The sequence below is a fragment of the Actinospineispora acaciae DSM 45401 genome (assembly GCF_000620785.1).
Classification (GTDB): Bacteria; Actinomycetota; Actinomycetes; order Mycobacteriales; family Pseudonocardiaceae; genus Pseudonocardia; species Pseudonocardia acaciae.
Map to the genome: position 1 here is coordinate 409,980 of NZ_JIAI01000001.1, position 24,120 is coordinate 434,099.

The window sequence follows — 24,120 nt, forward strand, 5'->3', positions numbered from 1 at the left end:
TCAGGCCGAGAACTCGTCGGCGATCAGCGCGCCCAGCTCCAGGAAGGCGTACCTGGTGGGCTCGCGCATGGCGCCGAGGTCGAGGCGGCCGCCGGTGGCCAGGTGCGGGTCGTAGGGGATCTCCACCACCGCGCGGGAACGGCCCAGGAAGTGGGCGCGTACCCGCTCGCGGTCGATCTCCGGGCTGACCCGGTCACAGCACAGGACGACCACGGCGTCGGCGACCTGCTCGGCGTAGCCGTGCGCGACCAGCCAGTCCAGCGTCTTCGACGCCCGTGACGCGCCGTCCACCGTCGGCGCGCCCACCACGACCAGCGAGTCGGCCAGCGCCAGGGTGCCCTCCATGGCCGAGTGGACCAGGCCGGTGCCCGAGTCGGTGATGATGATGTTGTAGAACCGGGCCAGCACCGCGCAGATCTGCTCGTACTCGTCGCGGTTGAACGCCTCGCTCATCGCCGGGTCCTGCTCCGACGCGAGCACCTGCAGCCGCCCGGCCAGGCTGGTGTAGTGCGACACCGACGTCAGCGAGTCGATCGTGTCGATGTTGTCCAGCATCTGCCGGACGGTCACACCGATCTCACCGGTCAACCGGTCGGCCAGCGTGCCGGCGTCCGGGTTCGCGTCCACGGCGACGACACGGTCGCCCCGGTGCTCGGCCAGGGTCAGCCCGAGCACCGCCGAGACGGTGGTCTTGCCGACGCCGCCCTTGAGCGAGCTGACCGCGATCTGGTGCGCACCCGGCAGGTGCCGGCGGATGCGGCGCAGCAGCACGTTGCGCGCCGCCTCCGACTCGCTCACGCCGGGGTTGACCTTGCCGCCGGAGACCGTGTACACGGCGTGCCGCCAGCCCATCGTGGGCCGTTCGGCGCGCGGCCGGACGATCGAGTCCTCGGTGAGGTCGGCGGCGCTGGCCGCCCGCATGGGCATCGCCGGGGCGGCCCAGGCGGTCGGCGCCGGCTCGGGCGGTTGGGCGTAGCCGCCGTACTCGGGGCCGCCGTACTCGGGGCCGCCGTACTCGGGGCCGTCGTACTCGGGCTGGCGAGGCTGCTCGCGCGGCGGCTGGGGCTGCGCACGCGGCGGTTGCGGACGGGCGGGCGGCGGCGGGGCCGGCCGTTCCGGCGGCGGACCGGGCCTCGGCTGTGGCCTGGGCTGCGGCTGCGGACGGGGCTGTGGCTGCGGACGGGGCTGTGGCTGCGGACGAGGCTGCGGGCGGGACTGTGGCCGGGACTCGGGCTCCGCGTGTCGTTGCGCCGTGCCACCGTCGGCCACCTGGCGCGCCGAGGCGCCGACGCTCACCCGGGACGCCTGCCCCTCACCCCGGCGGGGCTCGGAGTTGTACCCGAGGCCGTCGTCCTGACCCTCGTCCTGGCTGCTGCGCAGTCGCCGTCCCGCCGCGCGGTGCGCCGCGCTGCAGTACTTGCGGGCCGGCTTCCCCGGCACCTGCTCGATCATCACCTCGCACCCCGGCAAGGCGCACTGACGCACAGCCATCTCCCCCATATCCAACTCCCACGATCCATGCTCGACACTCACGAACCTCGTGCCGACCCGCCCAGACTAATAAGTCACCCGTACGGGACGGTACTCATGTGCGCCTGCGCCTGCCTGATCGGCGCGGCAAACCGTCCGCTGAGCGTGCCACCCATGCTCCAGCAACCGAACCTGAGTCCGCAAGGGCGCCGAATGGCGTAGTCCGCGTGGCGTCAGGAGCAACGCCGCGTTCGTCGACGCGACTTGAGCACCTGTCGCCGATCGTCCGCAACCTGGCCTCTCATGTTCGCCGCACGGGCCCGCGCCGCTGCCTACATTCGGTTCCGCTCCACCCGCACGGCTCGTGCTCCCCCCTGTCCGATCCCCAGCGGACAGCGCGAGCCCAACCGGCCGGGCAACGACGCGCCGGACCGGCACACCCGAAACGAACCGGCGATCCCCCGAACCGAGGAGCCGAACTCGAGATGAGACAACCCCTTCGCAGCCTGCGACGCCGGCGCGAGCGGGGGCGGCAGCGCGTCGCCCTCGTGACGGCCGGCAGTGCCGCCGGGGCGACCGCGCTGGCCGCCACGTTCGGCGCGATCCTGGCCGCGGGGCAGGTACCCGCCGCCGATGCGGCGCCCAGCGAGCCGGTCAACGCCACCGTGACCCCCGTCGACCGCGTGGTGGACCAGGCCGCGCTCCCGAAGCAGCCGCCCGCGCCCCAACCGACTCCGACCCCCGTCGTGCCCCGCCCCCGTGCCGAGGCGCCCGCCGCGCCCCCGCCCGCCGCCAAGGCCCCCGCCGCGACCCAACAGAAGCAACAGCCCCAGCAGTCACAACAGCTCAAGCCGGCGGAGCGCGCCCCGCGCAACGCCGGGAAGAGCACCGGGCAGGCACCAACGGGAGCCTCATGAGCGTCGGGCTCGCACCCGTCGGGCGGCACGAGATGGCGGCGCTGGGCACCTCGGCGCTGTTGCTGGTGACCGACCCCGACCGGCTGTCCACCGCGGCCGAGGTGCTGCGCGCGGAGATCGCCGAGATCGACCGGGCGTGCAGCAGGTTCCGGGCCGACTCGGAGATCAGTGAGCTGCACCGGGGCGCCGGCGCGGCGGCGACCGTCGGCCCGCTGTTGGGGCAGGCGCTGGACGTCGCGCTGCGCGCCGCCGAGCTCACCGACGGCCTGGTGGACCCGACGGTCGGCGCGGCGGTGCGCGAGCTCGGGTACGACGCCGACTTCCGCGGGCCCGGCACGCTCGACTCCCCGTCGCCGGACGGACCGGCGAGACCGGCGCCCGGATGGTGGCGGCTGCACTGGGACCCGGCGCGCCGCGAGGTGCTGCTGCCCCGCGGTGTCGCGCTGGACCTGGGCGCCACCGCCAAGGCGCTGGCCGCCGACCGGGCGGCCGCACGGGCCGCCGAGGTGACCGGTTGCGGGGTGCTCGTGGATCTCGGCGGCGACCTCGGCACCGCCGGTGTGTCCCCGGAGGACGGCTGGCGGATCGCGGTGGCCGACGACCACCGCGACGCGATGGACAGCCCCGAGCAGGTGGTCGCCGTGCACGGCGGCGGGATGGCCACCTCGAGCACGGTGGCCCGCGCCTGGCGCCGGGCCGGCCGGCTGCGCCACCACATCGTGGACCCGCGCACCGGGCAGAACCCGCCCCCGACCTGGCGCACCGTCACGGTGGCCGCCGCCAGCTGCGTGGACGCCAACGTCGCGAGCACCGCCGCGATAGTGCTCGGCGCCGACGCGCCCGGATGGCTGACTGAGCGCGGCCTGCCCGCCCGGTTGGTCGGCCCGGACGGGCGGGTGGTGTGCACGCCGGGCTGGCCGGCCAGCGAGTGGGGGGACTGACCGATGGGGCAGACCCTGTGGTTCGCCAGCCGGGCGACGGGCCTGGTCGCGCTGGTGCTGCTGACCATGAGCCTGGTGCTCGGGATCGTGGGCTCGAACCGGGTGGCCAGCGTGCGGTGGCCCCGGTTCGCGCTGTCCGGGCTGCACCGCAACATCTCCCTGATGACCGTGCTGTTCCTGGCCGTGCACGCGTCCAGCGCGATCATCGATCCGTACGCCGGGATCCGCTGGGTGGACGCCGTGGTGCCGTTCGTCTCGTCGTACCACCCGTTCTGGCTGGGCCTCGGCGCCGTCGCGCTGGACCTGATGCTCGCGCTGATCGGCACCAGCCTGCTGCGCACCCGGCTCAGCCACCGGCTCTGGCGCACCGTGCACTGGGCCGGCTACCTCGTCTGGCCGCTCGCGGTCGTGCACGGGCTGGTCATCGGCGGCAAGGACAGCAAGCTGAGCTGGGTGATCAGCCTGAACGTGACCTGCGCGCTGGTGGTGCTCGTCGCGGTGGTGTGGCGGCTGCGGTCGGCCAGCCATCCGGACAGCGAGGCCCGGCGAGCGGCTACCGTAGGAGGGCGATGACCGATGGGCCGTCACTCGGCGGTTCCCACCGCCACTTTTCCCGAGGCGCCCGAGAGCGTGCCCGACCAGGGCGTGACCGGGCCGATTCCGATCCCGCGCCAGCCGCTGGCCTCCTCGGGGCCGCTGCCGGTGGTGCGCCCGCCCGAGCAGCCCGTCGAGGCGGTGCCGTGGGCGGCGGAGCCCGACCAGCCGAGGCTGCTGGCCGGCTGGTTGGAGACCGGCCGCCCCGCCGACCTGGACGAGCACCGGCGCCGGTACGGCGAGCCACCGCGCGCGGAGTTCGCCGGTCGGCGCGGCGCGCGGCGGCTGGTCGAGCTGGTCGGTGAGGCCGGGCTGCGCGGCCGGGGCGGCGCCGGGTTCCCCACCGCGCGCAAGATGGCCACCGTCGTGTCCGCCACCACGCCCCGCCGGCGCCCCGTGGTGGTCGCCAACGGCTGCGAGGGCGATCCGACCAGCGGCAAGGACCGGCTGCTGCTGCACTGCGCCCCGCACCTGGTGCTCGACGGGCTCGCGCTGGCAGCGCACGCCGTGGGCGCCGACCAGGCCATCCTGTGCGTGCACCGGGACAGCCCGCTGGTCGAGTCCCTGGAGGCGGCCATCGCGGCGCGGCCCGACGACCCGGCCGACGTGCACCTGGTGACCGTGCCGCGCCGCTACGTCGCCAGCGAGGCCTCCGCGGTGGTCAACTTCCTGACCACCGGCGACGCCCGCCCGACCAGCGTGCCGCCGCTGCCCGCCGAGCGCGGCGTGCAGGGCCGCCCGACGCTGGTGGACAACGTGGAGACGCTGGCGCACCTGGCGCTGCTCGCCCGCAACGGCGCCGACTGGTTCCGCGCCCGAGGCACCGAGGACTCCCCCGGCACCACGCTGGTGACGCTGGACGGCGCGGTCGTCCGCCCCGGGGTTTACGAGGTCGACATGGGCGTCAGCGCCGGCCACCTGCTGCGGCTGGCCGGCGGCACCACCGGCCCGATCCAGGCGTTGCTGCTCGGCGGCCTTGGCGGCAACTGGCTGCCGGCGGCCGGGAACATGTCGCTGGCGCACTTCGACTACGCCGCCGCCGGGGCCGGGCTCGGCGTGGCCTCCCTGCTGGCCCTGCCGCTGGACGCCTGCGGGCTCACGGTCACCGCGACGATCCTGCGCTACCTCGCGGAGGAGTCGGCCGGCCAGTGCGGCCCCTGCATGTTCGGCCTCCCGGCGCTGGCCGAGGACCTGGAGGCGCTCGCCGCCGGCACCGCCGACGCGGACATCCCGGACCGGCTGCGCCGCCGGCTCGGGATCATCCCGGGGCGAGGCGCGTGCGCGCATCCGGACGGCGCGGTCCGCCTCGCCGCCAGCACGCTGCGGGTCTTCACCGACGACATCGCCGAGCACCTGCACCGCCGGCCCTGCGGCCGCCCCGACCTGACGGCGTTCCCGGTGCTGCGCGCGCTGGCCAGCCCGGCGGGAGGCTGGCGATGAAGGCGACCCGCAAGCCGACCCACCTGCGGGTGGACCCGATCGGCTGCCGAGCCCACGGCCTGTGCCAGGAGCTGCTCCCCGAGCTGGTCAGCCTGGACGAGTGGGGCTATCCGCTGCTCGCGGAGAAGGCGATCCCCCGCGACCTGATGGCCCACGCCCGCCGGGCGGCGGCGGCCTGCCCGACGCTCGCGCTGCGGCTGCGCAAAGAGGACTAACGCCGCTGGGCCGAACGGCGCAACGACGACACCAATACCGTCGCGAGCCTCGGTTCGCGCCTGTGAGCTGAATTACACTCCCGCCATGGCGGGCGTCCGGCCGGGCCCCGACGCCGGCGGCACCGAGGCGCAGCCGGTCCGCTGGGGGCTGCCCCTGGCGGTGCTCATCGCGGGCATGTTCATGTCCATCCTGGACGTGAGCATCGTCAACGTGGCGATCCCGACCATCCAGAAGGACTTCGGCACCACCACCGACGACGTGCAGTGGGTGGCCACCGCGTACACCCTGGCGCTGGGCGTGGTGGTCCCGCTCAGCGGCTGGCTCGGCGACCGGTTCGGGATGCGCAGGGTCTACACGCTGTCCGTGCTCGGCTTCGCCGCCGGCTCCGCGCTGTGCGGTGTGGCGTGGAGCCTGGACAGCCTGGTCGCGTTCCGGATCGTCCAGGCCATCCCCGGCGGCATCGTGCCGGTGGTCACCATGTCGATGGTGTACCTGATCGTGCCGAGGGAGAAGATCGGCACCGCGATGGGGATGTATGGGCTGGGCGTGGTGTTCGCCCCGGCGGTCGGCCCGACCCTGGGCGGCTACCTGGTCGAGTACGTGGACTGGCGGCTGATCTTCTTCATCAACGTCCCGATCGGGGTCCTCGGGGCGATCGCCGCCGCCCTGGTACTCCCCAAGATCGGGGACGGCCGAGGCGGGCGCCTGGACGTCTGGGGCTTCGTCACCATCTCCAGCGGGCTGTTCGCGCTGCTGCTGGCGCTGTCCGAGGGCCAGGACTGGGGGTGGAACTCCTACCGGGTGCTGATGCTGCTCACCTACAGCGCGCTCAGCCTCGCGCTGTTCGTGGTGATCGAGCTGGAGGTCGACCAGCCGCTGCTCGACGTCCGGATGTTCCGCTACTGGCAGTTCACCAACTCGCTGGTGCTGATCGGCCTGATGTCGGTCGCGCTGTTCGCCGTGCTGTTCTACATCCCGCTGCTGCTGCAGCAGGGTCAAAACCTGGGCGCGTTCGAGACCGGGCTGCTGCTGCTCCCCCAGGCGCTGGTGATGGGCGTGATGATGCCGATCGCCGGCCGGCTCTACGACCTGATCGGGCCGCGCTGGCCGGCCATGATCGGGCTGGGCATCGTGGCGGTGGGCACCTACCTGCTGCACGACCTGACCCTGGACGCGTCGCGCGAGCACATCATGTGGCTGCTGGCGTTCCGCGCGGTGGGGATGGGGCTGGCCATGATGCCGATCATGACGGGCGGCATGGCCGCCGTCCCGCAGCGGCTGGTCAGCCGGGCGAGCGCGTTCAACAACGTGGTGCAGCGCTGCGTCGCGGCGCTCGGGCTGGCCGTCCTGACCGCGGTCCTCACCCGGCAGCAGGCCCAGCAGCTGGCCGACCGGTCCGCGCTGGTCCCCACCACCGTGACCCCACCGACCGTCGGCGCCCCCGGTGCCCCGCCCACGGCCGGGCTGTACGCGATGTTCCAGCAGACCCGGCTGCGGGTGTTCGTGGCCGCGATGGACGACCTGTTCCTGATCACGGCCGCGATCAGCGCGCTCGGCGTGATCGGGGCGCTGTTCCTGCGCTCGGAGCTGGCCAAGGCGCTGGCCGGCCGGGCGCAGTCCCCGGCCGCGCAACCCGAGGAGTCCAAGGAGCCCCGGCCGGCGCGGCCCGGGCCGGTCGGTAGCCGGGCGTGACGGTCTCGTTACCACGATCGGGTTATTCCGATAACGGATCGGCCACGGAGCGCGATGATCCAGACAGCAGGATCTGACCACGCCCTGACGGAGGAACCGTGATGCACCCGATTCCCACCAGGATCGCGCTCGCCAGTTCTGTTCTGGTCCTGGGCTCAGTGGGCACCGTCAGTGCCGTGAGCCTGCAGGTCGCGCAGGCCCCAATGCCGCGGACGTCCGGCGCGCCCCAGGCGCTGTCCCCGCACCCGAGCACGCCCGCGCCTCGGCTCCCCGAGGCCGCCGCACCCGCCGCCCCGCCCTCCGTCGACGTGGTCCCAGCCAACCCCGTGGCGCCGTCCCCGGCCGCCCGCCCCGGTCCGGGCGCGGTGCTGAGCGCCCGCGACCTGGTCGGCCTGGCGACCTCGCCGCTGAAGAAGGGCACCGTGAAGGTCCCGGTGGCCGAGCCGGTGCAGCGGGTGGTCAAGCGCGTGACCACGAAGAAGCCGGTCAAGCGGGTGGTGAGGGACGCCGACGACGTCCTCGACAACTCCCGGGCTCGGACCCGGGTCGCGAAGAGCATCGGCAACAAGTTCGGCACCGACATGGCCCGGCGGTTCGCCGGTCAGTTCGGCGGCCCGATGGCGCGGCAGGCCTTCGACAGCTACGCCGCCGGTGGGTACTCGGGGATGGACGACTACGTGGGGCGCCACCGCGCCGAGTGAGCCGGCCCGGTCAGGGCTTGACGCTCACCATCGCGATGAACACCACGAAGAACAGCACGGTGATGGACAGGTCCAGGCTCACCGCGCCCATCCGCACCGGCGGGATCAGCCGGCGCAGCAGCTTGATCGGCGGGTCGGTGACCACGAACGCGATCTCCAGCGTGCCGGCGCCGATGGCCGAGTTCGGCCCGCGCCAGGAGCGGGCGAAGCTCTTGAGCACCTCCACAACCAGCCGCGTCACCAACGCCAGCCAGAAGAAGAACAACACGTAGTAGATGGCGAACTGAATCCCGAGACCCATCCCTCTATATTGCCGCGAGCACGGCCCCGCCGCTCGTGGCCCCCGGGCACGTCACCCGCCGAGCGACTTGTTGTACTCGGCGATCTGCCCGTTCGCCGCGTTCTGCGCGTCGGTGAGCGCGGCCTTCGGGTCCTGGTTCTGCAGCACGGCCGCCTGCAGCGCGTTCTCCACGTCCTTGCGGACCTGCGGCATGACGCCCACCGAGCAGCCCTGGGTGGCCGGGGTCAGCGCGGTGGCGCGCAGCTGGTTGATCGCGGTGGTGAACTGCGGGCGCTGGGTGACCCACTGCTGGTCGGCCGGGTCGTCCAGCGCGCCCCTGCTGATCGGGAAGTAGCCGGTGCCGGTGTGCCAGGTGACCTGCGTGGGCTTGCTGGCCAGGAACTTCACCAGCTCCCAGGAGGCCCGCAGGTGCGCGGCGTCCTTGCCCTGGCCGACCACCCACAGCGAGGCGCCGCCGATGATCGGCCCGCCGGTGTCGCCGGCGCGCACCTTCGGGAAGAACCCGGTGCCGATGGGGAACTTGGCGGACCTGACGAAGCTGCCGAGCTGGCCGGTGGACTCCAGCGAGATGGCCACGGTGGCCGAGCTGAACGCGTTGTCGCCGTTGTCGGTGTTGCTGTCCAGCTTGAGCGCGAGCCCGTCGTTGACCATCTTCTGCCACCAGGTGAGCAGCTCGACGTTCTCCTCGGTGGCCAGGTTGACCGCGTTGGCCCGGCCGGAGCGGCCGTTGTCGGCGTCGCACAGGTGCTGCCCGGAGCTCGCCATCCACTGCTCGAAGAACCAGCCGTACACGCTGGCCCCGAAGCCGTACTGGACGCCGGAGCCCGGGGTGTTCTTGATCTTCTCCGCCGCCGCGCGGATCTCGGCGAGGGTCTTCGGCGGGGCGTTCGGGTCCAGCCCGGCGCGGGCGAACGCGTCCTTGTTGATGTAGAGCAGCGGCATCGAGGTGTTGAACGGCATGGAGTAGAGCTTCTTGTCCACCGTGTAGTAGCCGGTGATGTTCGGCTGCAGGTCGGACACGTCGTGCCGGTCCTTGTCCACGAACGACTGGATCGGCACGACCGACCCGGAGTCGATCATGAATCGGGTGCCGATGTCGTAGATCTGCACCACGTCCGGCAGCCCGCCGCCCTTGAGCGCCGTCTTGTACGCCGACATCGCGTCGTCGTACTGCCCCTTGAAGGCCAGGTTCGCCTTGATCTTGCCCTGGTGCTGGGCGTTGAACTCGTTGACCAGCTTGAGCAGCACGTCGCCGTTGGCCCCGGACATGGCGTGCCACAGCGTCAGCTCCACCGGGCCCGCGTTCGCCAGCGCGTCCGCGCCCGGCGCCTCCACCGGTGCCGCGGCCGAGCCGCCGGACCCACCGCCGGTGGCCGCCGCGCACCCGGCCAGGGTGACCGTCATCAGCACCGCCGCGCACCAGCGGCCGACCCGAGTCCTCCGCATGCCGTTCCCCTCTCCTATCTCACCGCGCTATTTCACGGCACCGGCCGTGAACCCTCTGACCAGCCAGCGCTGGCCGAACACGACGAGCAGCAGCGTCGGCAGCAACGTGATCGTGATGCCGGCCAGCTGCAGGTCAGGGGCGGACTGCTCACTGTTCTTCAGCGCGAACACCGCCGTCTGCAGCGTGTTCAGCGAGTTGTCCGTGGACGAGATGATCAGCGGCCAGAAGTACATGTTCCAGCCCTGCAGGAACGACCAGACCGCCAGCGCGGTCACCGAGGGGCGCACCGTGGGCAGCACGATCCGGGCCAGGAACCGCCCGTGCCCGCAGCCGTCCAGCTGGGCGGCCTGGTGCAGCTCGACGGGGAACTGCCGGAACGCCTGGCGCATCAGGAACACCCCGAAGCCGTTGGCCAGGAACGGAAGCACCAGCGCGACCCGGCTGTCCCCGAGCCCGAGCGCGCGCACGAACAGCGCGTTGGGCACCACGATCGCCTCGTACGGGATCATGATCGTGGCCAGGAACAGCCAGAAGACCGGCGTGCGCAGCGGGGTGCGCAGGAACACCAGCGCGTACGCCGCCAGGCACGACGTGACCAGGTGCGCGAGCATGATCACGACCGCGACGAACAGCGAGTTGAAGAACGCCGGCAGCAGCGGCACCACCCGCTGTTGCCAGGCGTGCAGGTGCGAGGCCAGCGTGTAGTCCCCGCCGAACAGGCCGGGCGGCTGGCGGATCAGCGCGGCCGGCTCCACGAACCCCCCGACCACCGTGAGCAGCACCGGGAACAGCAACACCACCGCCGCCAGCACCAGCCACAGGTAGGTCAGGCTCGCCCGCGCCGCGCTCGGCCGCGTCACCCGGCTCACCGGTAGTGCACCCTTCGCTCCAGCACGCCGAACTGCAGCACCGCGAGCAGCACCCCGACCAGCAGCAGCACCAGCCCTCGCGCGCAGGCCGGCCCGTAGAGGCTGTTGGCGTTCGCGAACGCGCGCTCGTAGATGGAGAACACCAGCGTGCTGGTCGCGCCGTTCGGGCCGCCGTTGGTGGTGACCTGCACCTGGCCCAGCGCCTGCAGCGCGGACAGCGTGGTGGTCACGACCACGAAGAAGACGCTGGGCGAGATCATCGGCAGCACCACGTTCAGCAGTCCTCGCCAGCCGGTGGCGCCGTCCAGCTTGGACGCCTCCAGCACCTCCTCGTCCACCCCGGCCAGCGCGGCGGCGAGCACCAGCAGGTTGAACCCGGACACCATCCACAGCGTGATCCAGGCGACGGTGAGCATCGCCCAGCCCGAGCTGGTGGTCCAGTCCGGCGCGACCACGCCCACCAGCCCGAGCAGCCAGTTGATCGGCGACAGCGCGGGGCTGACCATGAGCAGCCAGATCACGCTGGCGGTGGACGCGGAGTAGGCGAACGGCAGCGAGAACAGCGTCCGGAACGCCTTCATCCCCGGCAGCCGCTGGGCCAGCGGGACGGCCAGCGCCATCGGCACCACCAGCCCGCCGACCACCACGATCAGCGTGAAGACCAGCGTGTTCAGCAGCACCTGCCCGAACTCCGGGGTGAGCAGCTGGCGGAAGTTCTCCAGCCCGACGTCCCGGGTCGGGTTGCCCCGCACGTCCGTCCCCCTGGTGGCCAGGAACATCGCCTGGAACAGCGGGAAGATCACGAACAACGCCACGCCCGCGAGCGCGGGCAACAGGAAGCCGGCACCCCAACCGAGGTCGGCGCCGCGGGTGCGCGGCGACCGGATGCGGGTCGCCATGGGCGCAGAGACTATCCCCCGCGCTGCGCAAGCGGGAGAAATCCGTCCCGATGCCAGATGAACGACAAACCCTCGCTGAGCCCGAGCTGAGAAGTTTGAGACGCATGTGTTAGTTGCATAGGCTAAGAATGTAAGTAGGTCGATCACGCCACGTCGGGGAGGTTCGAGCATGTGCGGCATTACCGGTTGGGTTTCGTTCGACGGCGACCCGCGTGAGCAGGTGCCGGTGGTCGACGCGATGGTCGAGACCATGGCCTGCCGAGGCCCGGACGCCGGCGGCCGCTGGCTGGACCGGCACGTGGCATTGGGCCACCGCCGGCTCGCGGTGATCGACATCGAGGGCGGTGCGCAGCCGATGTCGGTGCGCACCGACGACGGCCCGGTGGCCATCGTGTACAGCGGCGAGGCCTACAACTACCTGGAGCTGCGCGACGAGCTGCGCCGCCGGGGCCATCGGTTCGACACCGACAGCGACACCGAGGTGGTCCTGCACGGCTACCTGGAGTGGGGCGACGCGGTCGCCGAGCGGCTCAACGGCATGTACGCGTTCGCGGTCTGGGACGCCCGCACCGAGCGGCTGGTGATGATCCGCGACCGGATGGGCATCAAGCCCTTCTACTACTACCCCACCGCCGACGGCGTGCTGTTCGGCTCCGAGCCCAAGGCGATCCTGGCCAACCCGCTGGCCACCGCCGCGGTGGACCTGGACGGGCTGCGCGAGCTGTTCGGGTTCGTCAAGACCCCGGGCGCGGCGGTCTGGGCGGGGATGCGCGAGGTAGTCCCGGGCACGGTGGTCAGTCTGGACCGCGGCGGCTGGCGGGAGCGGACCTACTGGTCACTGCGCGCCGCCGAGCACACCGACGACGAGCGCACCACCGTCGCGCGGGTGCGCGAGCTGCTCGACGACATCGTGCGCCGCCAGCTGGTCGCGGACGTGCCACGCTGCGTGCTGCTCTCCGGCGGCCTGGACTCCAGCGCGATCACCGCGCTGGCCGCCCGCCAGCTCGGCGAGGTGGACGAGCGGGTGCGCAGCTTCGCGGTGGACTTCGTGGGCCAGACCGAGAACTTCCGCCCCGACGACATGCGCCCCACCCCGGACGCGCCGTACGTGCACGACGTGGCCGAGCACGTCGGCTCGGTCCACCGGGACATCGTGCTCGACCACGCCGCGCTCGCCGACCCGGACGTCCGCCGCAAGGTGATCACCGCGCGCGACCTGCCCGCCGGCCTCGGCGACATGGACGCGTCGCTGTACCTGCTGTTCGCCGCGATCCGTGGCCACTCCACGGTGGCACTGTCCGGCGAGTCCGCCGACGAGGTGTTCGGCGGCTACCGGTGGTTCCACCAGCCCGAGGTGCAGCGCGCCGACATGTTCCCCTGGATCGCCTCCCGGATGACCGGCCCGCACAGCCAGGCCGCCGACCTGCTCACCCCCGAGCTGACCGCCGCCCTCGACCTGCCCGGCTACCTGCGCGCCCGGTACGCCGAGGCCGTCGCCGAGGTGGAGCCGACCGGCGCGGAGAGCGAGCACGAGCGCCGCATGCGGGTGGTCTGCCACCTGCACCTGACCCGGTTCGTGCGCATGCTGCTGGACCGCAAGGACCGGATGAGCATGGCCGTCGGCCTGGAGGTCCGGGTGCCGTTCTGCGACCACCGCCTGGTGGAGTACGTCTACAACACCCCGTGGGCGCTCAAGACCTTCGACGGCAGGGAGAAGAGCCTGCTGCGCGCGGCCGCCGGCGACGTGCTGCCCCGGTCGGTGGTCGAGCGGGTGAAGAGCCCGTACCCCTCCACCCAGGACCCGCACTACGCCGCCGCGCTGCAACAGCTCGCCAAGGAGCTGCTCCCCACCGACTCGCCGATGTTCGAGCTGGTCAACCGCCGCTGGCTGGACGAGGCGGCCGAACGCGACCCGGCCCGGATGCCGACCGAGGTCCGCAACGGCCTGGAGCGCGCGCTCGACCTGCACACCTGGCTCGATATCTACCGCCCCACCCTGCGCCTGGGCTGACCGCTCGGATGCCGGGATCGCTGAGGCCGCGGCCCGGTCGGTCAGTCACACCTGACGGTAGCCCGCCACGTGTCCACGTTCGGCTCGCCACCGAACTGCGGATTGGGGAAGACGGACTTCCCCTGGTATTCCTGATAGGACCGACCGCCGTTCTGGTATTCACGGACGTAGGAGTATGTGACGAACATGTTCGGGCCTTTGAAGGCTTCTCGGTCACAGTGAGATCCCGCTGGAAGGGTTTCGTCTGGAAGTCTTGATGCAAATGCGGGGCCGGCGTAGACGGCTCCGAAGAAGAGTAGCGTAAATGTCAGTACCGCCCCCGTGACCCCACGCAGCCAACTGTTCATGCTGATCGCTCCGTCTCGTCGTCATGCCTGCCGTGTTTGGTACCCATACTCTGGGACTCGGCGGCGTGGGTTCATGCCATCGGCCGGGTAGTGTGTGCCGTGGCGGCCGGCGGAGCACCGCCGTTCGCTGGCAGATCTTCGCCAAGGTGGTTTCGCGAATCCGCCACCTGGCGGGCGGCGGGTGGCTAGGCTCAGCAGGGTGGCTCCGATACTGCGGGACCAGCCGACGAACGGCCCGCAGCCCCCTGTCAACCCGCTGGTCGGCGTCGTGGACTCGGTTCATATCTTCCGTGCCGGGTTGATCCAACTGATCACAGCGGCCGGGTACCGCGCCGCCACGCCAGCCGGTGACGTATCGGGGTGGGTCGTCGAACGCAAGCCGTGCCTGACCGTGATATCGATGCATTCGCAGCAAGACACCGAGACGGTCGCTCGCATAAGAGAGTCCAGCGCCGAAGCGAGAATTTTGACCTTGGTTGAGTCGCCCTCATGTTCGAAGTGCGTGGCCATGCTCCGTCTCGGGGCAACGGCGGTGCTTCCGGCGGACGTGTCGGGCGATCGTCTGATCACGGCGATCGCCGCCGTGCTGCATGGTGATTCGACGGTTCCTCGAGAAGTGATGTCCGTTCTTTCCGGAGGCGGGTCCACCGCGTACGGTTTGAGCGACGAGGAAGTTCGGCTGGTTCGAAGCCTGGCTCAAGGGCGCACCATTTCGATGATCGCCCGGAGAATGGGGTTCTCTGAGCGTAGCCTTCACCGCCAGCTCACGAAGACCTACCTGAAGCTCGGCGCGAGAAACCGAAGCGAAGCAATCGCGGAGGCCGTGCGGCGGGGCATTCTAGACCTAGACGAGCCTCCGGCGCGCATGTCGGAAGGTTTGATGCACGCCGAAGGCCGGACCCTCGTCTAGGAATCAGGTCGTCGGACTGGCGGTTCCCTCAGCTCGTGCGGAACCTGGACGCCCGATGACGGCAAATGGTGGAGCGAGGTCTTCGAGCGACTTGCCCTCGGCGTTCACTCCGAACAGGATCGCCACAACGCCACCAATAATCATGACGACCGAGGCGAGAAGGAAACCGATGAACATGTTGAACGGGTTCGAGCCGTCACCGATCATCGCACCATAGATCACCGGACCCAGCGCGCCGAAGCATTGTGCGATGCAGAAGAACACCGCGATTGCCTTCGCCCGGACCTCCAGCGGGAACAGCTCGCTCACGGTGAGGTATCCAGCGCTGGCGCCGGCCGAGGCGAAGAAGAAGATGACGCACCAGGCCAATGTCTGAGTCATGGCGGTGAGCGCGCCCGCGTTGAACAGGACGGCGCTGATCGCCAGGAGTACGCCGGAGAGAATGTAGGTACCCGAGATCATCTTCTTTCTGCCGACCGTGTCGAACAGCGGGCCGAGCACGAGCGGGCCGAGGAAGTTTCCAATACAGAAGGCGATGAGGTAGATCCCGGCGTCGCGTTCGTCCACGCCGTAGAACTTGCCCAGTACGATCGTGTATGTGAAGAAGATCGCATTGTACAGAAACGACTGGGTGATCATAAGTGAAGCGCCGAGGACGGAGCGCGTCGGATACTCTTTGAAGAGGACCTTGGTCAACTCCAGATAGCCGATCTTCTCTGCCGGCTTGAGTTCGAGTGTCTTGCTTTCGTCAACCTGTGGCAATGTTTTCCCGGTGCGTTCCACCTCTCGCTCGATGAGGGCGATGGACGCTTCGGCTTCGTGTTCCTTGCCGTTCATGATCTGCCATCTCGGGCTCTCCGGAAGGTTCCGGCGAACGAAGATGATCACGATTCCGATCACGGGGCCGAGGAGGAAGGCCAGGCGCCACGCCAGGCTCGGCTCGATCTCGTTCAGCAGTACGAAGGAGCCCAGGGTCCCGAACAGGGCGCCCAGCCAGTAGGTCCCGTTGACGAGCAGGTCAACCCGGCCGCGGTATCGAGCCGGGATGAGCTCGTCGACCGCCGAGTTGATGGCGGCATACTCTCCGCCGATGCCCATGCCCGCGATAAATCTGGTGAGGAACAGCCAGGTGATCGAGATCGGGCCGTTGCTGAGGGTGAGTGCCGTCAGGCCGCTGCCGACCAGGTAGACCGCAAGCGTGATGATGAACAGGTTCCGTCGGCCCAGCCGGTCTGACATATGACCGAAGAACAGTGCGCCGACGACCTCGCCGAGAAGGTATACCGAGGCTGTCGCCCCGACCGCGACCGGAGAGAGGTTGAGGGTCTCCGGCTTTGTCAGCAGGCCCGCCACCGCGCTGGCCACCGTGATCTCCAAGCCGTCCAACACCCAGGCGACCCCGAGCGCCGCGACCAGCCGGGTGTGGAACGAGGACCAGGGCAACCTGTCTATTCGAGCGGGGATGAGGCTTCGGATCGCGGAACCTGGGTCAGTGGCATCTGCCGACATGACGACCTCCGTCGTTTGTCCTGGTAGCCCCGACCGCGCGCCCACCCGCGCGATCACTACCGGGACAGAGAGTGAACGCACCGCAAATTCCTGTCAAGCAGGTGCCCCCGGCCGGCCGTACCTTGGGCCCGCGACCCACGTCGAGGATGACTGAGGAGAGCACGTGAACAAGCTCCGGTTCGGGATTTTCATGCCACCGTTCAACAGCCCGCCCACCCAGAACGCCACCACGTCGTTGCAGCGCGATCTCGAGACGCTGCAGCTGATGGACAGGCTGGGCTACGACGAGGCCTGGATCGGCGAGCATCACTCGGCCGGCACCGAGATCATCGCGGATCCGATGACGTTCATCGCGCACGCCGGCGCCCTCACCCGGCACATCAAGCTGGGCACCGGTGTGGTCTCGCTGCCGTACCACAACCCGCTGTGGGTCGCGGACCAGGCGATCCTGGTGGACCACCTGTTGCGCGGGCGGTTCATGCTCGGGGTCGGCCCGGGATCGCTGCCGACCGACGCGGAGATGATCGGCCTGGAGCCGGCCCAGCTGCGCCCGGCCCTCGCCGAGGACCTGGAGGTGCTGCTGCGGCTGCTCGGGTCCGACGAGCGGGTCAGCCACCAGAGCGACAGGTACCGCCTGGTGGACGCGCGGACCCAGCTCGCGCCGCACACCGACCCGTGCTTCGAGGTCGCGGTGGCCGCCACCATCTCCCCCGCCGGCCCGATCCTGGCCGGCACCCACGGGCTGGGCCTGCTGTCGCTGGGCGCCACCACCCGGGAGGGCTTCGACGTGCTGGCCCACCACTGGAACGTGGTGGAGGCCGAGGCCGCCAAGCACGGACGGACCCCCGACCGGTCGAGCTGGCGGCTGGTCGGCCCGATGCACATCGCGGAGACCAAGAAGCAGGCCGTCGAGGACGTGCGCTACGGCTTCGACCAGTTCTGCGACTACACCCAGCGCACCCTGGCGCTGCCGACGTTCCGCGCCGAGGGCGAGACCTTCGAGGAACGGGTGGCCTGGATCAACGAGACCGGGCTGGGGGTCATCGGCACCCCGGACGAGGCGATCGCCCAGATCCAGCGGCTGGTCGAGCAGTCCAACGGCGGGTTCGGCTGCTACATGATGATGCAGCACGACTGGGCCAACTGGGAGGCCACCCAGCGGCACTACGAGCTGTTCGCCCGGCACGTGATGCCGGCGTTCCAGCCGTCGCAGCGGCGGCTGCTCGGGGCGGAGCGGTGGGCGCGCGGGCGGCACGGGGAGCTGGACGCCAAGAACGGCGCGGCCATCCAGGCGTGGTCGGACAAGTACTACGCCGAGCAGAAGGAGTCCGCCGGCCGGCCGTCCCCGAGCTGATCACGCTCGGACGTCGCTACCCACCGTAAGGCTCGTCACGCTCTGGAGTCGCGAGCTGGAACCCCGGAGCGTGACATGGCGGGGATGATCTCGCCAGCCGACACCACTCTGTGTGGTGAATGTCCCGAGTCTTGTGACAGGAGGGACATACGCTCACCGCGCGTCGTCGACCTGCGTGATCAACAACCACACTGGGTAGCCAGTGTGACGTCAGGGGGAATGGAGGGTGACTCTCCGCGTAGGCCGGCGCCGTGACTGGAGATGAGCGCGTGACCGTTGTCGGGTGTCGGGGTGCCCGCCGGCGGTTACGGAGCGGAAGGAGAGCGGCATGGCGTTACGGCGGGGCGCGCGGACGTCCTCACCCGGTGAGGGCCACCCCGTCCGGAGGCTGCGCCCGTCCCTGTTGGGCGTCCTCCTGGCGGTCGGGGTCACGGTCGCCGCCGCCGTCTCGCCAACCGCCGCCGGTGTTCGACTGGCCTCGGCGGCCACGGTGCCGGCGGAACCGGCGCCCGGCCAGCCGTCCGACCCCGCGCCGCCGACCCGACCCACGCCGCCACCCCGTCCATCCGCGGTGCCCGGGCTGGGCGTGATCGACACGCCCCCGAGCCAGGTGCCGGCCGTGCCGCCCTACTCGACGGTGCCCAGCGCCCCCGTTGTCCCGGCCGTCCCCTCGCCGGCCCCGGCCGCGCCCTCGGCGGTTCCGGCTGTTCCGGCGGCGCCGTCGGTGGTGCCGGCGGCTCCGTCCGCGGTCCCGGCCGTTCCTTCGCCGGTTCCGGCGGCCCCGTCCGTCGCCCCGGAGGCGCCGTCCGCGATCCCGGCTCCGCCGGTGGCCCCCTCCGCCGTTCCGGCCGTGCCGCCGGCGGCGGTCCCTGCCCCGGTGCCCTCGGTGGTCCCGAACCCGCCGGCCGCCGTGCCGGGTGTGCCGTCCGTCCCGCCACCCGCCGCGCCCACCGTGCCCACCGCGCCGACAGCGCCCGCCACGCCGGCGACCTCGGCCTACTGCGCGGAGTCCTGGGGCCTGGGCGGGGCCGTCGGCGGGGTGCTGGGCGCGCTGGGCCTGCCGGAGGCGGCGGCGGGCGTGGAGCTGTGCGGGGCGGGGGCGGTACGGCCGGCGCCCGCGCAGGTCGAGTGCGGCAAGGTGGTGGACGGCGCGGGCCTGCAGGCCGCCGTCGACGCGGCCGTCCCGGGAGACCGGATCTGCCTGCAGGGTTCATCCGGCGAGCGGCTCAAGGTGACCAAGTCGGGCACCGAGGCCGCCCCGATCCAGGTCGTCGGTGACGGCCAGGGCACCATCAAGGGCATCAACATCAAGGCCGACCACGTGATCGTGCGCGGCTTCAACGTCACCGACCCCAGCGCGCCCGGCATCGAGATGACCGGCAACGGGATCACGCTGTTGAACAACACGGTCACCGCGCCGAGGGGCGCCGACGGGGACGGCATCCGGTTCTTCGGCACCAACCTGAAGATCCTGCACAACACCGTCAGCGACGTCCGCAACCTGGGCGGCGCGCACGCCGACTGCATGCAGACCTTCGCCACCAGCACGCCGGCCAGCAAGGGGGTACTGATCCACAGCAACCGCTGCGAGAAGATCGACAATCAGTGCCTGATCGCCGAGGGTCCGAACAGCAGCGCCGGGGACGGCAGCGGCAAGGGCGAGAGCTCGGACATCATCTTCACCAACAACTTCTGCGACTCGCACGCCTCCCAGGCGGTCATGATCGACGACGTGAAGAACGTGACCGTCACGTTGAACGAGATCACCGGGGGCAACAAGAAGGCGTTCGCCTTCGACAACAAGTCGACCGGCGCGAAGGTGAACGGCAACCGGATCGCCCAGGGGATCGGGTTCGAGGTGGGCATGGACACCTCGTCGAAGACCGGATACGAAGGCCCGCAGGTCGGCGGCGCGCCCTGACGCTCAGACCCGGGTGATGTAGTCCCCGCTGCGGGTGTCGACCTTGATCTTGTCGCCGGCGTTGACGAACAGCGGCACCTTCACGACCTTGCCGGTCTCCATGGTGGCCGGCTTGGTCGCGTTGGACACCCGGTTGCCCTGGACCGCCGGCTCGACCTCGGACACGGTGAGCTCGACGGACGCCGGCAGCTCCACGCCGACGATCTCCGTGCCGTAGAACCGCAGCGCCGGGGTCATCTCCGGGAGCAGGTAGTCCGGGACGTCCCCGAGCACCTCGCGGGGGACCTCCAGCTGCTCGAACGTCTCCTGGTCCATGAACACGAACGAGTCGCCGTCGTTGTAGAGGAACTGCAGCTCGCGGGTCTCGATGATGGCCTGCTCGACGCGCTCGCCGGCCCGGAAGGTGCGGTCGAGCACGGCGCCGCTGCGCACGTTCTTGAGCTTGGTGCGCACGAACGCCCCGCCCTTGCCCGGCTTCACGTGCTGGAACTGCACGACGTTGAACAGGCCGTCGGGCAGGTCCAGGCTGATGCCACCCTTGAAGTCGGCCGTGCTGATTTGCGGCATGTGCGCGATCTCCCAAAAAGCTGTCATGGTGCGCCGACGCCGGGCGCGGACGTTCATTCCATGGTAGGCCAGGCGCCTGACGTGCTTCTCCCCGCCGGTGCTTCACGGCAATTCGGTACCGGCCGAACGATTGCCCGCTTAGCGTGCGGCACATGACTGACGCCCCGCGCGTTGCCCTCGCTCCCCTGCTCGCGGTCGGGTTCACCGTGCTGGCGTGGGCCTCGGCGTTCGTGGCCATTCGGTGGGTGGGGCACAGCTACGACCCGGGGCCGCTGGCGCTGGGCCGGCTGCTGGTCGGGACCGTCGGGCTGGGCGCGCTGATGCTGGCCCGCCGGGCGTGGGTGCGTCCGACCCGGCGGGAGTGGCTGCTGGTGGCGCTGTGCGGGCTGGCCTGGTTCGCGGTGTACAACGTGGCGCTCAACGCCGCCGAGCAGCGGGTGGACGCCGGGACAACGGCGATGCTGGTCAACGTCGGCCCGATCCTGATCGCGCTGATGGCCGGGGTGCTGCTCGGCGAGGGGTTCCCGCGCTGGCTGCTGATCGGCGCGGCGGTCGCCTTCGCGGGCGCGGTGCTGATCGGGTTCTCCACCGCCAGCGGGCCGGTGGCCGGCGCGGACCTGGTCGGCGTGCTGTTGTGCCTGGTCGCGGCGGTGACCTATGCGACGGGGGTGCTGGCCCAGAAGCCGGTGCTGCGCCGGCTGCCCGCGTTGCAGGTGACCTGGCTGGCGTGCGCGATCGGCGCGGTGGCGTGCCTGCCGTTCGGGCCGGCGCTGGCCGGGCAGCTGGTCGCCGCGCCGGGACCGGCCACCTGGGGGCTGGTGTACCTGGGGCTGGTGCCGACCGCGCTGGCGTTCAGCACCTGGGCCTACGCGCTGGCCCGGATGAACGCCGGCCGGCTGGGGGTGAGCACGTACCTGGCGCCGCCGCTGACCATCGGAATGTCCGCGCTGCTGCTCGGCGAGCTGCCGCCGGTGCTGGCGGTGGTGGGCGGGGTGGTGTGCCTGGTCGGCGTCGGGTCGTCGCGGCGGTCAGCCGGTCGCCAGCCGGTCGCGCAGCGCCGCCTTGGCGACCTTGCCGGACGGCGTGGTCGGTAGCTCGTCGACCAGCTCGATCTGCCGGGGCACCTTGTAGTCGGCCAGCCGGGCGGCACAGAACGCGATCAGCTCGTCGGGGCCGACGCTCTGGCCGGGCCGGAGCTGCAGGTAGTAGCGGCCGATCTCGCCGAGCACGGGGTCCGGGACGCCGATGCCGGCGGCCATGGCCACCGCGGGGTGGGCGGTGAGGACGTTCTCCACCTCGACGGGATAGACGTTGTAGCCGCCCTGGATGAACATCTCCTTGCGGCGGCCTCGGATGCTGAGGTGGCCGTCGGGGTCGGCGCTGACGATGTCGCCGGTGGCGACCCAGCCGTCCGGGAGGAACACCTCGGCGCTGGCGTCGGGCAGTTCCCAGTAGCCGGCGGCGGTGCCCGGCCCCTGGACCAGCAGCTCTCCCTCGGTGACGTCGTGGCCGTCGGGGTCGACGACGCGGGCGCGCACGCCGTCCAGCGGGGTGCCCAGGGTCCGGGACACGGTGGTCAGGTCGTCGTCGGGCGCGGACATCACGCACGCGCCGGACACCTCGGAGAGGCCGTAGAGGTTGAACAGCCGGGCGTTCGGGAAGCCCTTCGCGATCGCGGCGCACAGCGTCGGGTCGGCGTTCGCGCCGCCGACCATGGCCAGCCGCACCGACCGCGTGTCCCGGTCCGGGAACGACTCGTGCCCGAGGACCAGCGTGAGCATCGTCGGCACCCCGCCGAACATCGTCACCCGGTGGCGTTCCATGGCGTCCAGCGCCCCGGCCGGGGAGAACGCCGGCGCCAGCACCAGCGTGGAGCGCCCGACCAGCGCGCTGGTGACACCGCAGGTCAGGCCGCCGACGTGGTTCAGCGGCATCGCCGAGAAGTACACGTCGTCCGGGCCGGTGCCGATCCGGCGCGCCTGGGCCGTGCCCGAGCCGATCATGCTGGCGTGGGTGAGCACGGCGCCCTTGGGCGTGCCGGTGGTGCCCGAGGTGTAGAGGATCACCGCCGGGTCGCTGGCCCGCACCGCCTCGGCCCGCCGGTCCAGGTCGGCGGGGTCGGGCGGATCCACCGGCAGGTCGCGGTAGCGCTCCCCCGCGCCGGTGCCGCCGGTGAACAGCACGTGCTCGACCGTCGGGATGCGCGGCCGGAACGCCCGGTAGAACGCCTCCAGGTCGACGTCCCCGGCGGCCGCCGCCGTCACCAGCAGCCGCGCCCCGGCCTGGTTGAGCATGTACTCCAGCTCGGACTCGCGGTAGCGCACGTTCAGCGTGACCACCACGACCCCGATGCTCACCGCGCCGAAGAACAGCTCCAGCCACTCCGCGCTGTTCGGCGCCGCCACCGCGATCCGGTCCCCCGGCCGTAGTCCGCGAGCCAGCAACCCGGCCGCCACCCGCCGGGCGCGCCGCTCCAGCTCGGCGAAGGTCACCGCCTCCTCGGCGGCGCGCTCGGACGCGCAGTGCAGGAACACCCGGTCGGGGTTCTCGGCGGCCGCGGCCCGCAGCAGCGCCGGGAAGGTCGTCGGCATCGTGTTCCTCCCCCGCCCGCGCCACGTCGCGGCGCCCAGGGCGAAGTGTAGGTGCCATACGGTGGACAGATGGCCGAATACTCATACGAGCGGGACCCCGGCGAGATCTACCGGCGCTCGTTCGCCACCATCCGGGCCGAGGCGGACCTGTCCGGCCTGCCGGCCGACGTGGCCACCGTGGTGGTGCGCATGATCCACACCTGCGGCATGACCGACCTGCCCGCCCACGTGGGGTTCTCGCCGGACGTGGTGGCCAAGGGCCGCGCCGCGCTGGCCGCCGGCGCCCCGGTGCTGTGCGACGCCACCATGGTCGCGGCCGGTGTCACCCGCCGCCGGCTGCCGGCGGACAACGAGGTGCTCTGCCTGCTCAACGACCCGTCCGTGCCGGCGCTCGCCGCGCGGCTGGGCACCACCCGCAGCGCCGCCGCCGTCGACCTGTGGGCGGACCGGCTGGCCGGCGCGGTGGTGGCCGTCGGCAACGCGCCGACCGCCCTGTTCCGGCTGCTGGAGCTGGTCGACGCGGGCGCGCCGGCGCCGGCCGCCGTGATCGGCGTGCCTGTCGGGTTCATCGGCGCCGCCGAGTCCAAGCGCGCGCTCGCCGACCACCCGGCCGGCCTGGAGCACCTGGTCGTGCACGGCCGCCGAGGAGGCAGCGCGCTCGCCGCCGCCGCCCTGAACGCACTGGCTACACCCCGTGAGTGGTAAGCGCGGCTACAGCGGCGTCGACGGTGGTCACCGTGGGTACGGGCGGTGCCGCTGGGCGGGCCTGGATGAGCACGGGGATGCGCAGCTCGCGGGCGGCCTGGAGCTTCGCGGCGGTCGCCTCGCCGCCGCTGTCCTTGGTGACCAGGACGTCGATGCCGTGCTCGGTGAGCAGGGCGCGCTCCCCTGGCAGGGTGAACGGCCCCCGGGCGAGCAGCAGCCCCATGCGTTTCGGCGTGGGCGGCTCCGGCGGGTCCACCGAGCGCACCAGGAACCAGTGCTCGTCCAGCCCGGCGAACGCGGCCAGCCCCAGCCGACCGGTGGTCAGGAACACCCGCTCGCCGCCGATCTCGTGCAGCGCCGACGCCGCCTCGTCCAGCGAGCGGACCCAGTGCCAGTCATCGTCCGCCCCTTCCACCCAGCCCGGGCGCCGGAGCAGCAGCAGCGGCACCCCGACCCGCTCGGCGGCGGCCACGGCCGACTCGGTGATCACCGCCGCGAACGGGTGGGTGGCATCCACCACCGCCGCGATGCCGGAGCGCCGCAGGTAGTCCTCCAGCCCGTCCACCCCGCCGAACCCGCCGATGCGCACCTGCCCTTCCGGCAGCGCAGGCGCCCGCACCCGCCCGGCCAGCGAGGACACCACCTCCAGCCCGGGCCGGCCGGCCAGTACCGCCGCCAGCCGCCGCGCCTCCCCGGTGCCGCCCAGGATCAGCACCTT

Annotated in this window: 22 protein-coding genes; 13 read left to right on the plus strand and 9 right to left on the minus strand. The window is 71.5% G+C overall.

Going from position 1 to position 24,120, the window contains the following annotated elements:
• Positions 1-1,452 (minus strand): MinD/ParA family ATP-binding protein, encoded by a 1,452-nt coding sequence (locus N912_RS65490; protein WP_245645155.1) that lies wholly within the window; start codon positions 1,450-1,452, stop codon positions 1-3.
• A gap of 503 nt (positions 1,453-1,955) precedes the next feature.
• On the opposite strand from N912_RS65490, the gene N912_RS0102065 reads away from it, so the two are divergent.
• From N912_RS0102065 to N912_RS0102095, 7 genes are all read left to right on the plus strand, one after another.
• Entirely contained in the window at positions 1,956-2,387 is a 432-nt protein-coding gene (locus N912_RS0102065) for a hypothetical protein (RefSeq protein ID WP_156993106.1), read from the plus strand.
• Entirely contained in the window at positions 2,384-3,328 is a 945-nt protein-coding gene (locus N912_RS0102070) for an FAD:protein FMN transferase (RefSeq protein WP_084210523.1), read from the plus strand. Before N912_RS0102065 ends, N912_RS0102070 begins: the two co-directional genes overlap by 4 nt.
• A gap of 3 nt (positions 3,329-3,331) precedes the next feature.
• Positions 3,332-3,901: a ferric reductase-like transmembrane domain-containing protein gene (locus tag N912_RS0102075; RefSeq protein WP_028921112.1), complete on the plus strand. Its 570-nt coding sequence runs from the start codon at positions 3,332-3,334 to the stop codon at positions 3,899-3,901.
• Between the two features lie 3 nt (positions 3,902-3,904).
• On the plus strand, positions 3,905-5,362 hold the full coding sequence (locus tag N912_RS48950) for an NADH-ubiquinone oxidoreductase-F iron-sulfur binding region domain-containing protein (RefSeq protein ID WP_084210524.1): 1,458 nt from the start codon (positions 3,905-3,907) through the stop codon (positions 5,360-5,362).
• Complete coding sequence (locus tag N912_RS0102085) at positions 5,359-5,577, plus strand: ferredoxin (RefSeq protein ID WP_028921113.1); 219 nt, start codon at positions 5,359-5,361, stop codon at positions 5,575-5,577. Before N912_RS48950 ends, N912_RS0102085 begins: the two co-directional genes overlap by 4 nt.
• A gap of 85 nt (positions 5,578-5,662) precedes the next feature.
• The gene (locus tag N912_RS48955; RefSeq protein ID WP_064745134.1) at positions 5,663-7,270 is read left to right on the plus strand and encodes a DHA2 family efflux MFS transporter permease subunit; all 1,608 of its coding nucleotides are present in this window, start codon (positions 5,663-5,665) and stop codon (positions 7,268-7,270) included.
• A gap of 176 nt (positions 7,271-7,446) precedes the next feature.
• Complete coding sequence (locus N912_RS0102095; protein WP_156993108.1) at positions 7,447-7,971, plus strand: hypothetical protein; 525 nt, start codon at positions 7,447-7,449, stop codon at positions 7,969-7,971.
• 10 nt (positions 7,972-7,981) lie between these two features.
• Here N912_RS0102095 and N912_RS0102100 read toward each other — a convergent pair whose 3' ends face one another.
• From N912_RS0102100 to N912_RS0102115, 4 genes are read right to left on the minus strand one after another with little or no spacing between them, the layout of a single operon-like run.
• Positions 7,982-8,272 carry a YggT family protein gene (locus tag N912_RS0102100; protein WP_028921115.1) on the minus strand — a complete coding sequence of 97 codons (291 nt, stop codon included), beginning with the start codon at positions 8,270-8,272 and terminating at the stop codon, positions 7,982-7,984.
• Positions 8,273-8,323: 51 nt separating this feature from the next.
• Positions 8,324-9,718: an ABC transporter substrate-binding protein gene (locus N912_RS0102105; RefSeq protein ID WP_028921116.1), complete on the minus strand. Its 1,395-nt coding sequence runs from the start codon at positions 9,716-9,718 to the stop codon at positions 8,324-8,326.
• A gap of 27 nt (positions 9,719-9,745) precedes the next feature.
• Positions 9,746-10,588 (minus strand): carbohydrate ABC transporter permease, encoded by an 843-nt coding sequence (locus N912_RS0102110; protein ID WP_028921117.1) that lies wholly within the window; start codon positions 10,586-10,588, stop codon positions 9,746-9,748.
• A complete protein-coding gene (locus N912_RS0102115) occupies positions 10,585-11,487 on the minus strand; it encodes a carbohydrate ABC transporter permease (RefSeq protein ID WP_051579462.1) in 903 nt (300 codons plus the stop codon). Before N912_RS0102115 ends, N912_RS0102110 begins: the two co-directional genes overlap by 4 nt.
• A 169-nt stretch (positions 11,488-11,656) precedes the next feature.
• On the opposite strand from N912_RS0102115, the gene asnB reads away from it, so the two are divergent.
• Positions 11,657-13,498: an asparagine synthase (glutamine-hydrolyzing) gene (asnB, locus tag N912_RS0102120; protein ID WP_028921119.1), complete on the plus strand. Its 1,842-nt coding sequence runs from the start codon at positions 11,657-11,659 to the stop codon at positions 13,496-13,498.
• A 546-nt stretch (positions 13,499-14,044) separates the two neighbouring features.
• Complete coding sequence (locus tag N912_RS0102130; protein ID WP_156993110.1) at positions 14,045-14,755, plus strand: response regulator transcription factor; 711 nt, start codon at positions 14,045-14,047, stop codon at positions 14,753-14,755.
• Positions 14,756-14,758: 3 nt separating this feature from the next.
• Here N912_RS0102130 and N912_RS0102135 read toward each other — a convergent pair whose 3' ends face one another.
• The gene (locus tag N912_RS0102135; RefSeq protein ID WP_028921121.1) at positions 14,759-16,264 is read right to left on the minus strand and encodes an MFS transporter; all 1,506 of its coding nucleotides are present in this window, start codon (positions 16,262-16,264) and stop codon (positions 14,759-14,761) included.
• Positions 16,265-16,427: 163 nt separating this feature from the next.
• Between N912_RS0102135 and N912_RS0102140 the strand changes: the two genes are divergently transcribed.
• Together N912_RS0102140 and N912_RS66385 are read left to right on the plus strand one after the other, a co-directional pair.
• A complete protein-coding gene (locus N912_RS0102140; RefSeq protein ID WP_028921122.1) occupies positions 16,428-17,618 on the plus strand; it encodes an LLM class flavin-dependent oxidoreductase in 1,191 nt (396 codons plus the stop codon).
• Positions 17,619-17,946: 328 nt separating this feature from the next.
• Positions 17,947-19,539: a right-handed parallel beta-helix repeat-containing protein gene (locus N912_RS66385; RefSeq protein ID WP_156993112.1), complete on the plus strand. Its 1,593-nt coding sequence runs from the start codon at positions 17,947-17,949 to the stop codon at positions 19,537-19,539.
• A 3-nt stretch (positions 19,540-19,542) separates the two neighbouring features.
• Here N912_RS66385 and efp read toward each other — a convergent pair whose 3' ends face one another.
• The gene (gene efp, locus N912_RS0102155) at positions 19,543-20,106 is read right to left on the minus strand and encodes an elongation factor P (RefSeq protein WP_028921124.1); all 564 of its coding nucleotides are present in this window, start codon (positions 20,104-20,106) and stop codon (positions 19,543-19,545) included.
• Positions 20,107-20,258: 152 nt separating this feature from the next.
• Here efp and N912_RS0102160 point away from each other — a divergent pair, with 152 nt between their 5' ends.
• Positions 20,259-21,200 carry a DMT family transporter gene (locus N912_RS0102160; RefSeq protein ID WP_028921125.1) on the plus strand — a complete coding sequence of 314 codons (942 nt, stop codon included), beginning with the start codon at positions 20,259-20,261 and terminating at the stop codon, positions 21,198-21,200.
• Here N912_RS0102160 and N912_RS48965 read toward each other — a convergent pair.
• A complete protein-coding gene (locus tag N912_RS48965; protein ID WP_037062659.1) occupies positions 21,135-22,697 on the minus strand; it encodes a class I adenylate-forming enzyme family protein in 1,563 nt (520 codons plus the stop codon). The two genes, N912_RS0102160 and N912_RS48965, sit on opposite strands and share 66 nt — an antisense overlap.
• Positions 22,698-22,766: 69 nt before the next feature.
• On the opposite strand from N912_RS48965, the gene N912_RS0102170 reads away from it, so the two are divergent.
• Entirely contained in the window at positions 22,767-23,402 is a 636-nt protein-coding gene (locus tag N912_RS0102170) for a precorrin-8X methylmutase (protein ID WP_028921126.1), read from the plus strand.
• On the opposite strand, the gene N912_RS0102175 is transcribed toward N912_RS0102170, so the two are convergent.
• On the minus strand, positions 23,383-24,117 hold the full coding sequence (locus tag N912_RS0102175; RefSeq protein WP_211261164.1) for a cobalt-precorrin-6A reductase: 735 nt from the start codon (positions 24,115-24,117) through the stop codon (positions 23,383-23,385). The genes N912_RS0102170 and N912_RS0102175 overlap by 20 nt on opposite strands.
• Between the last annotated feature and the right edge of the window lie 3 nt (positions 24,118-24,120).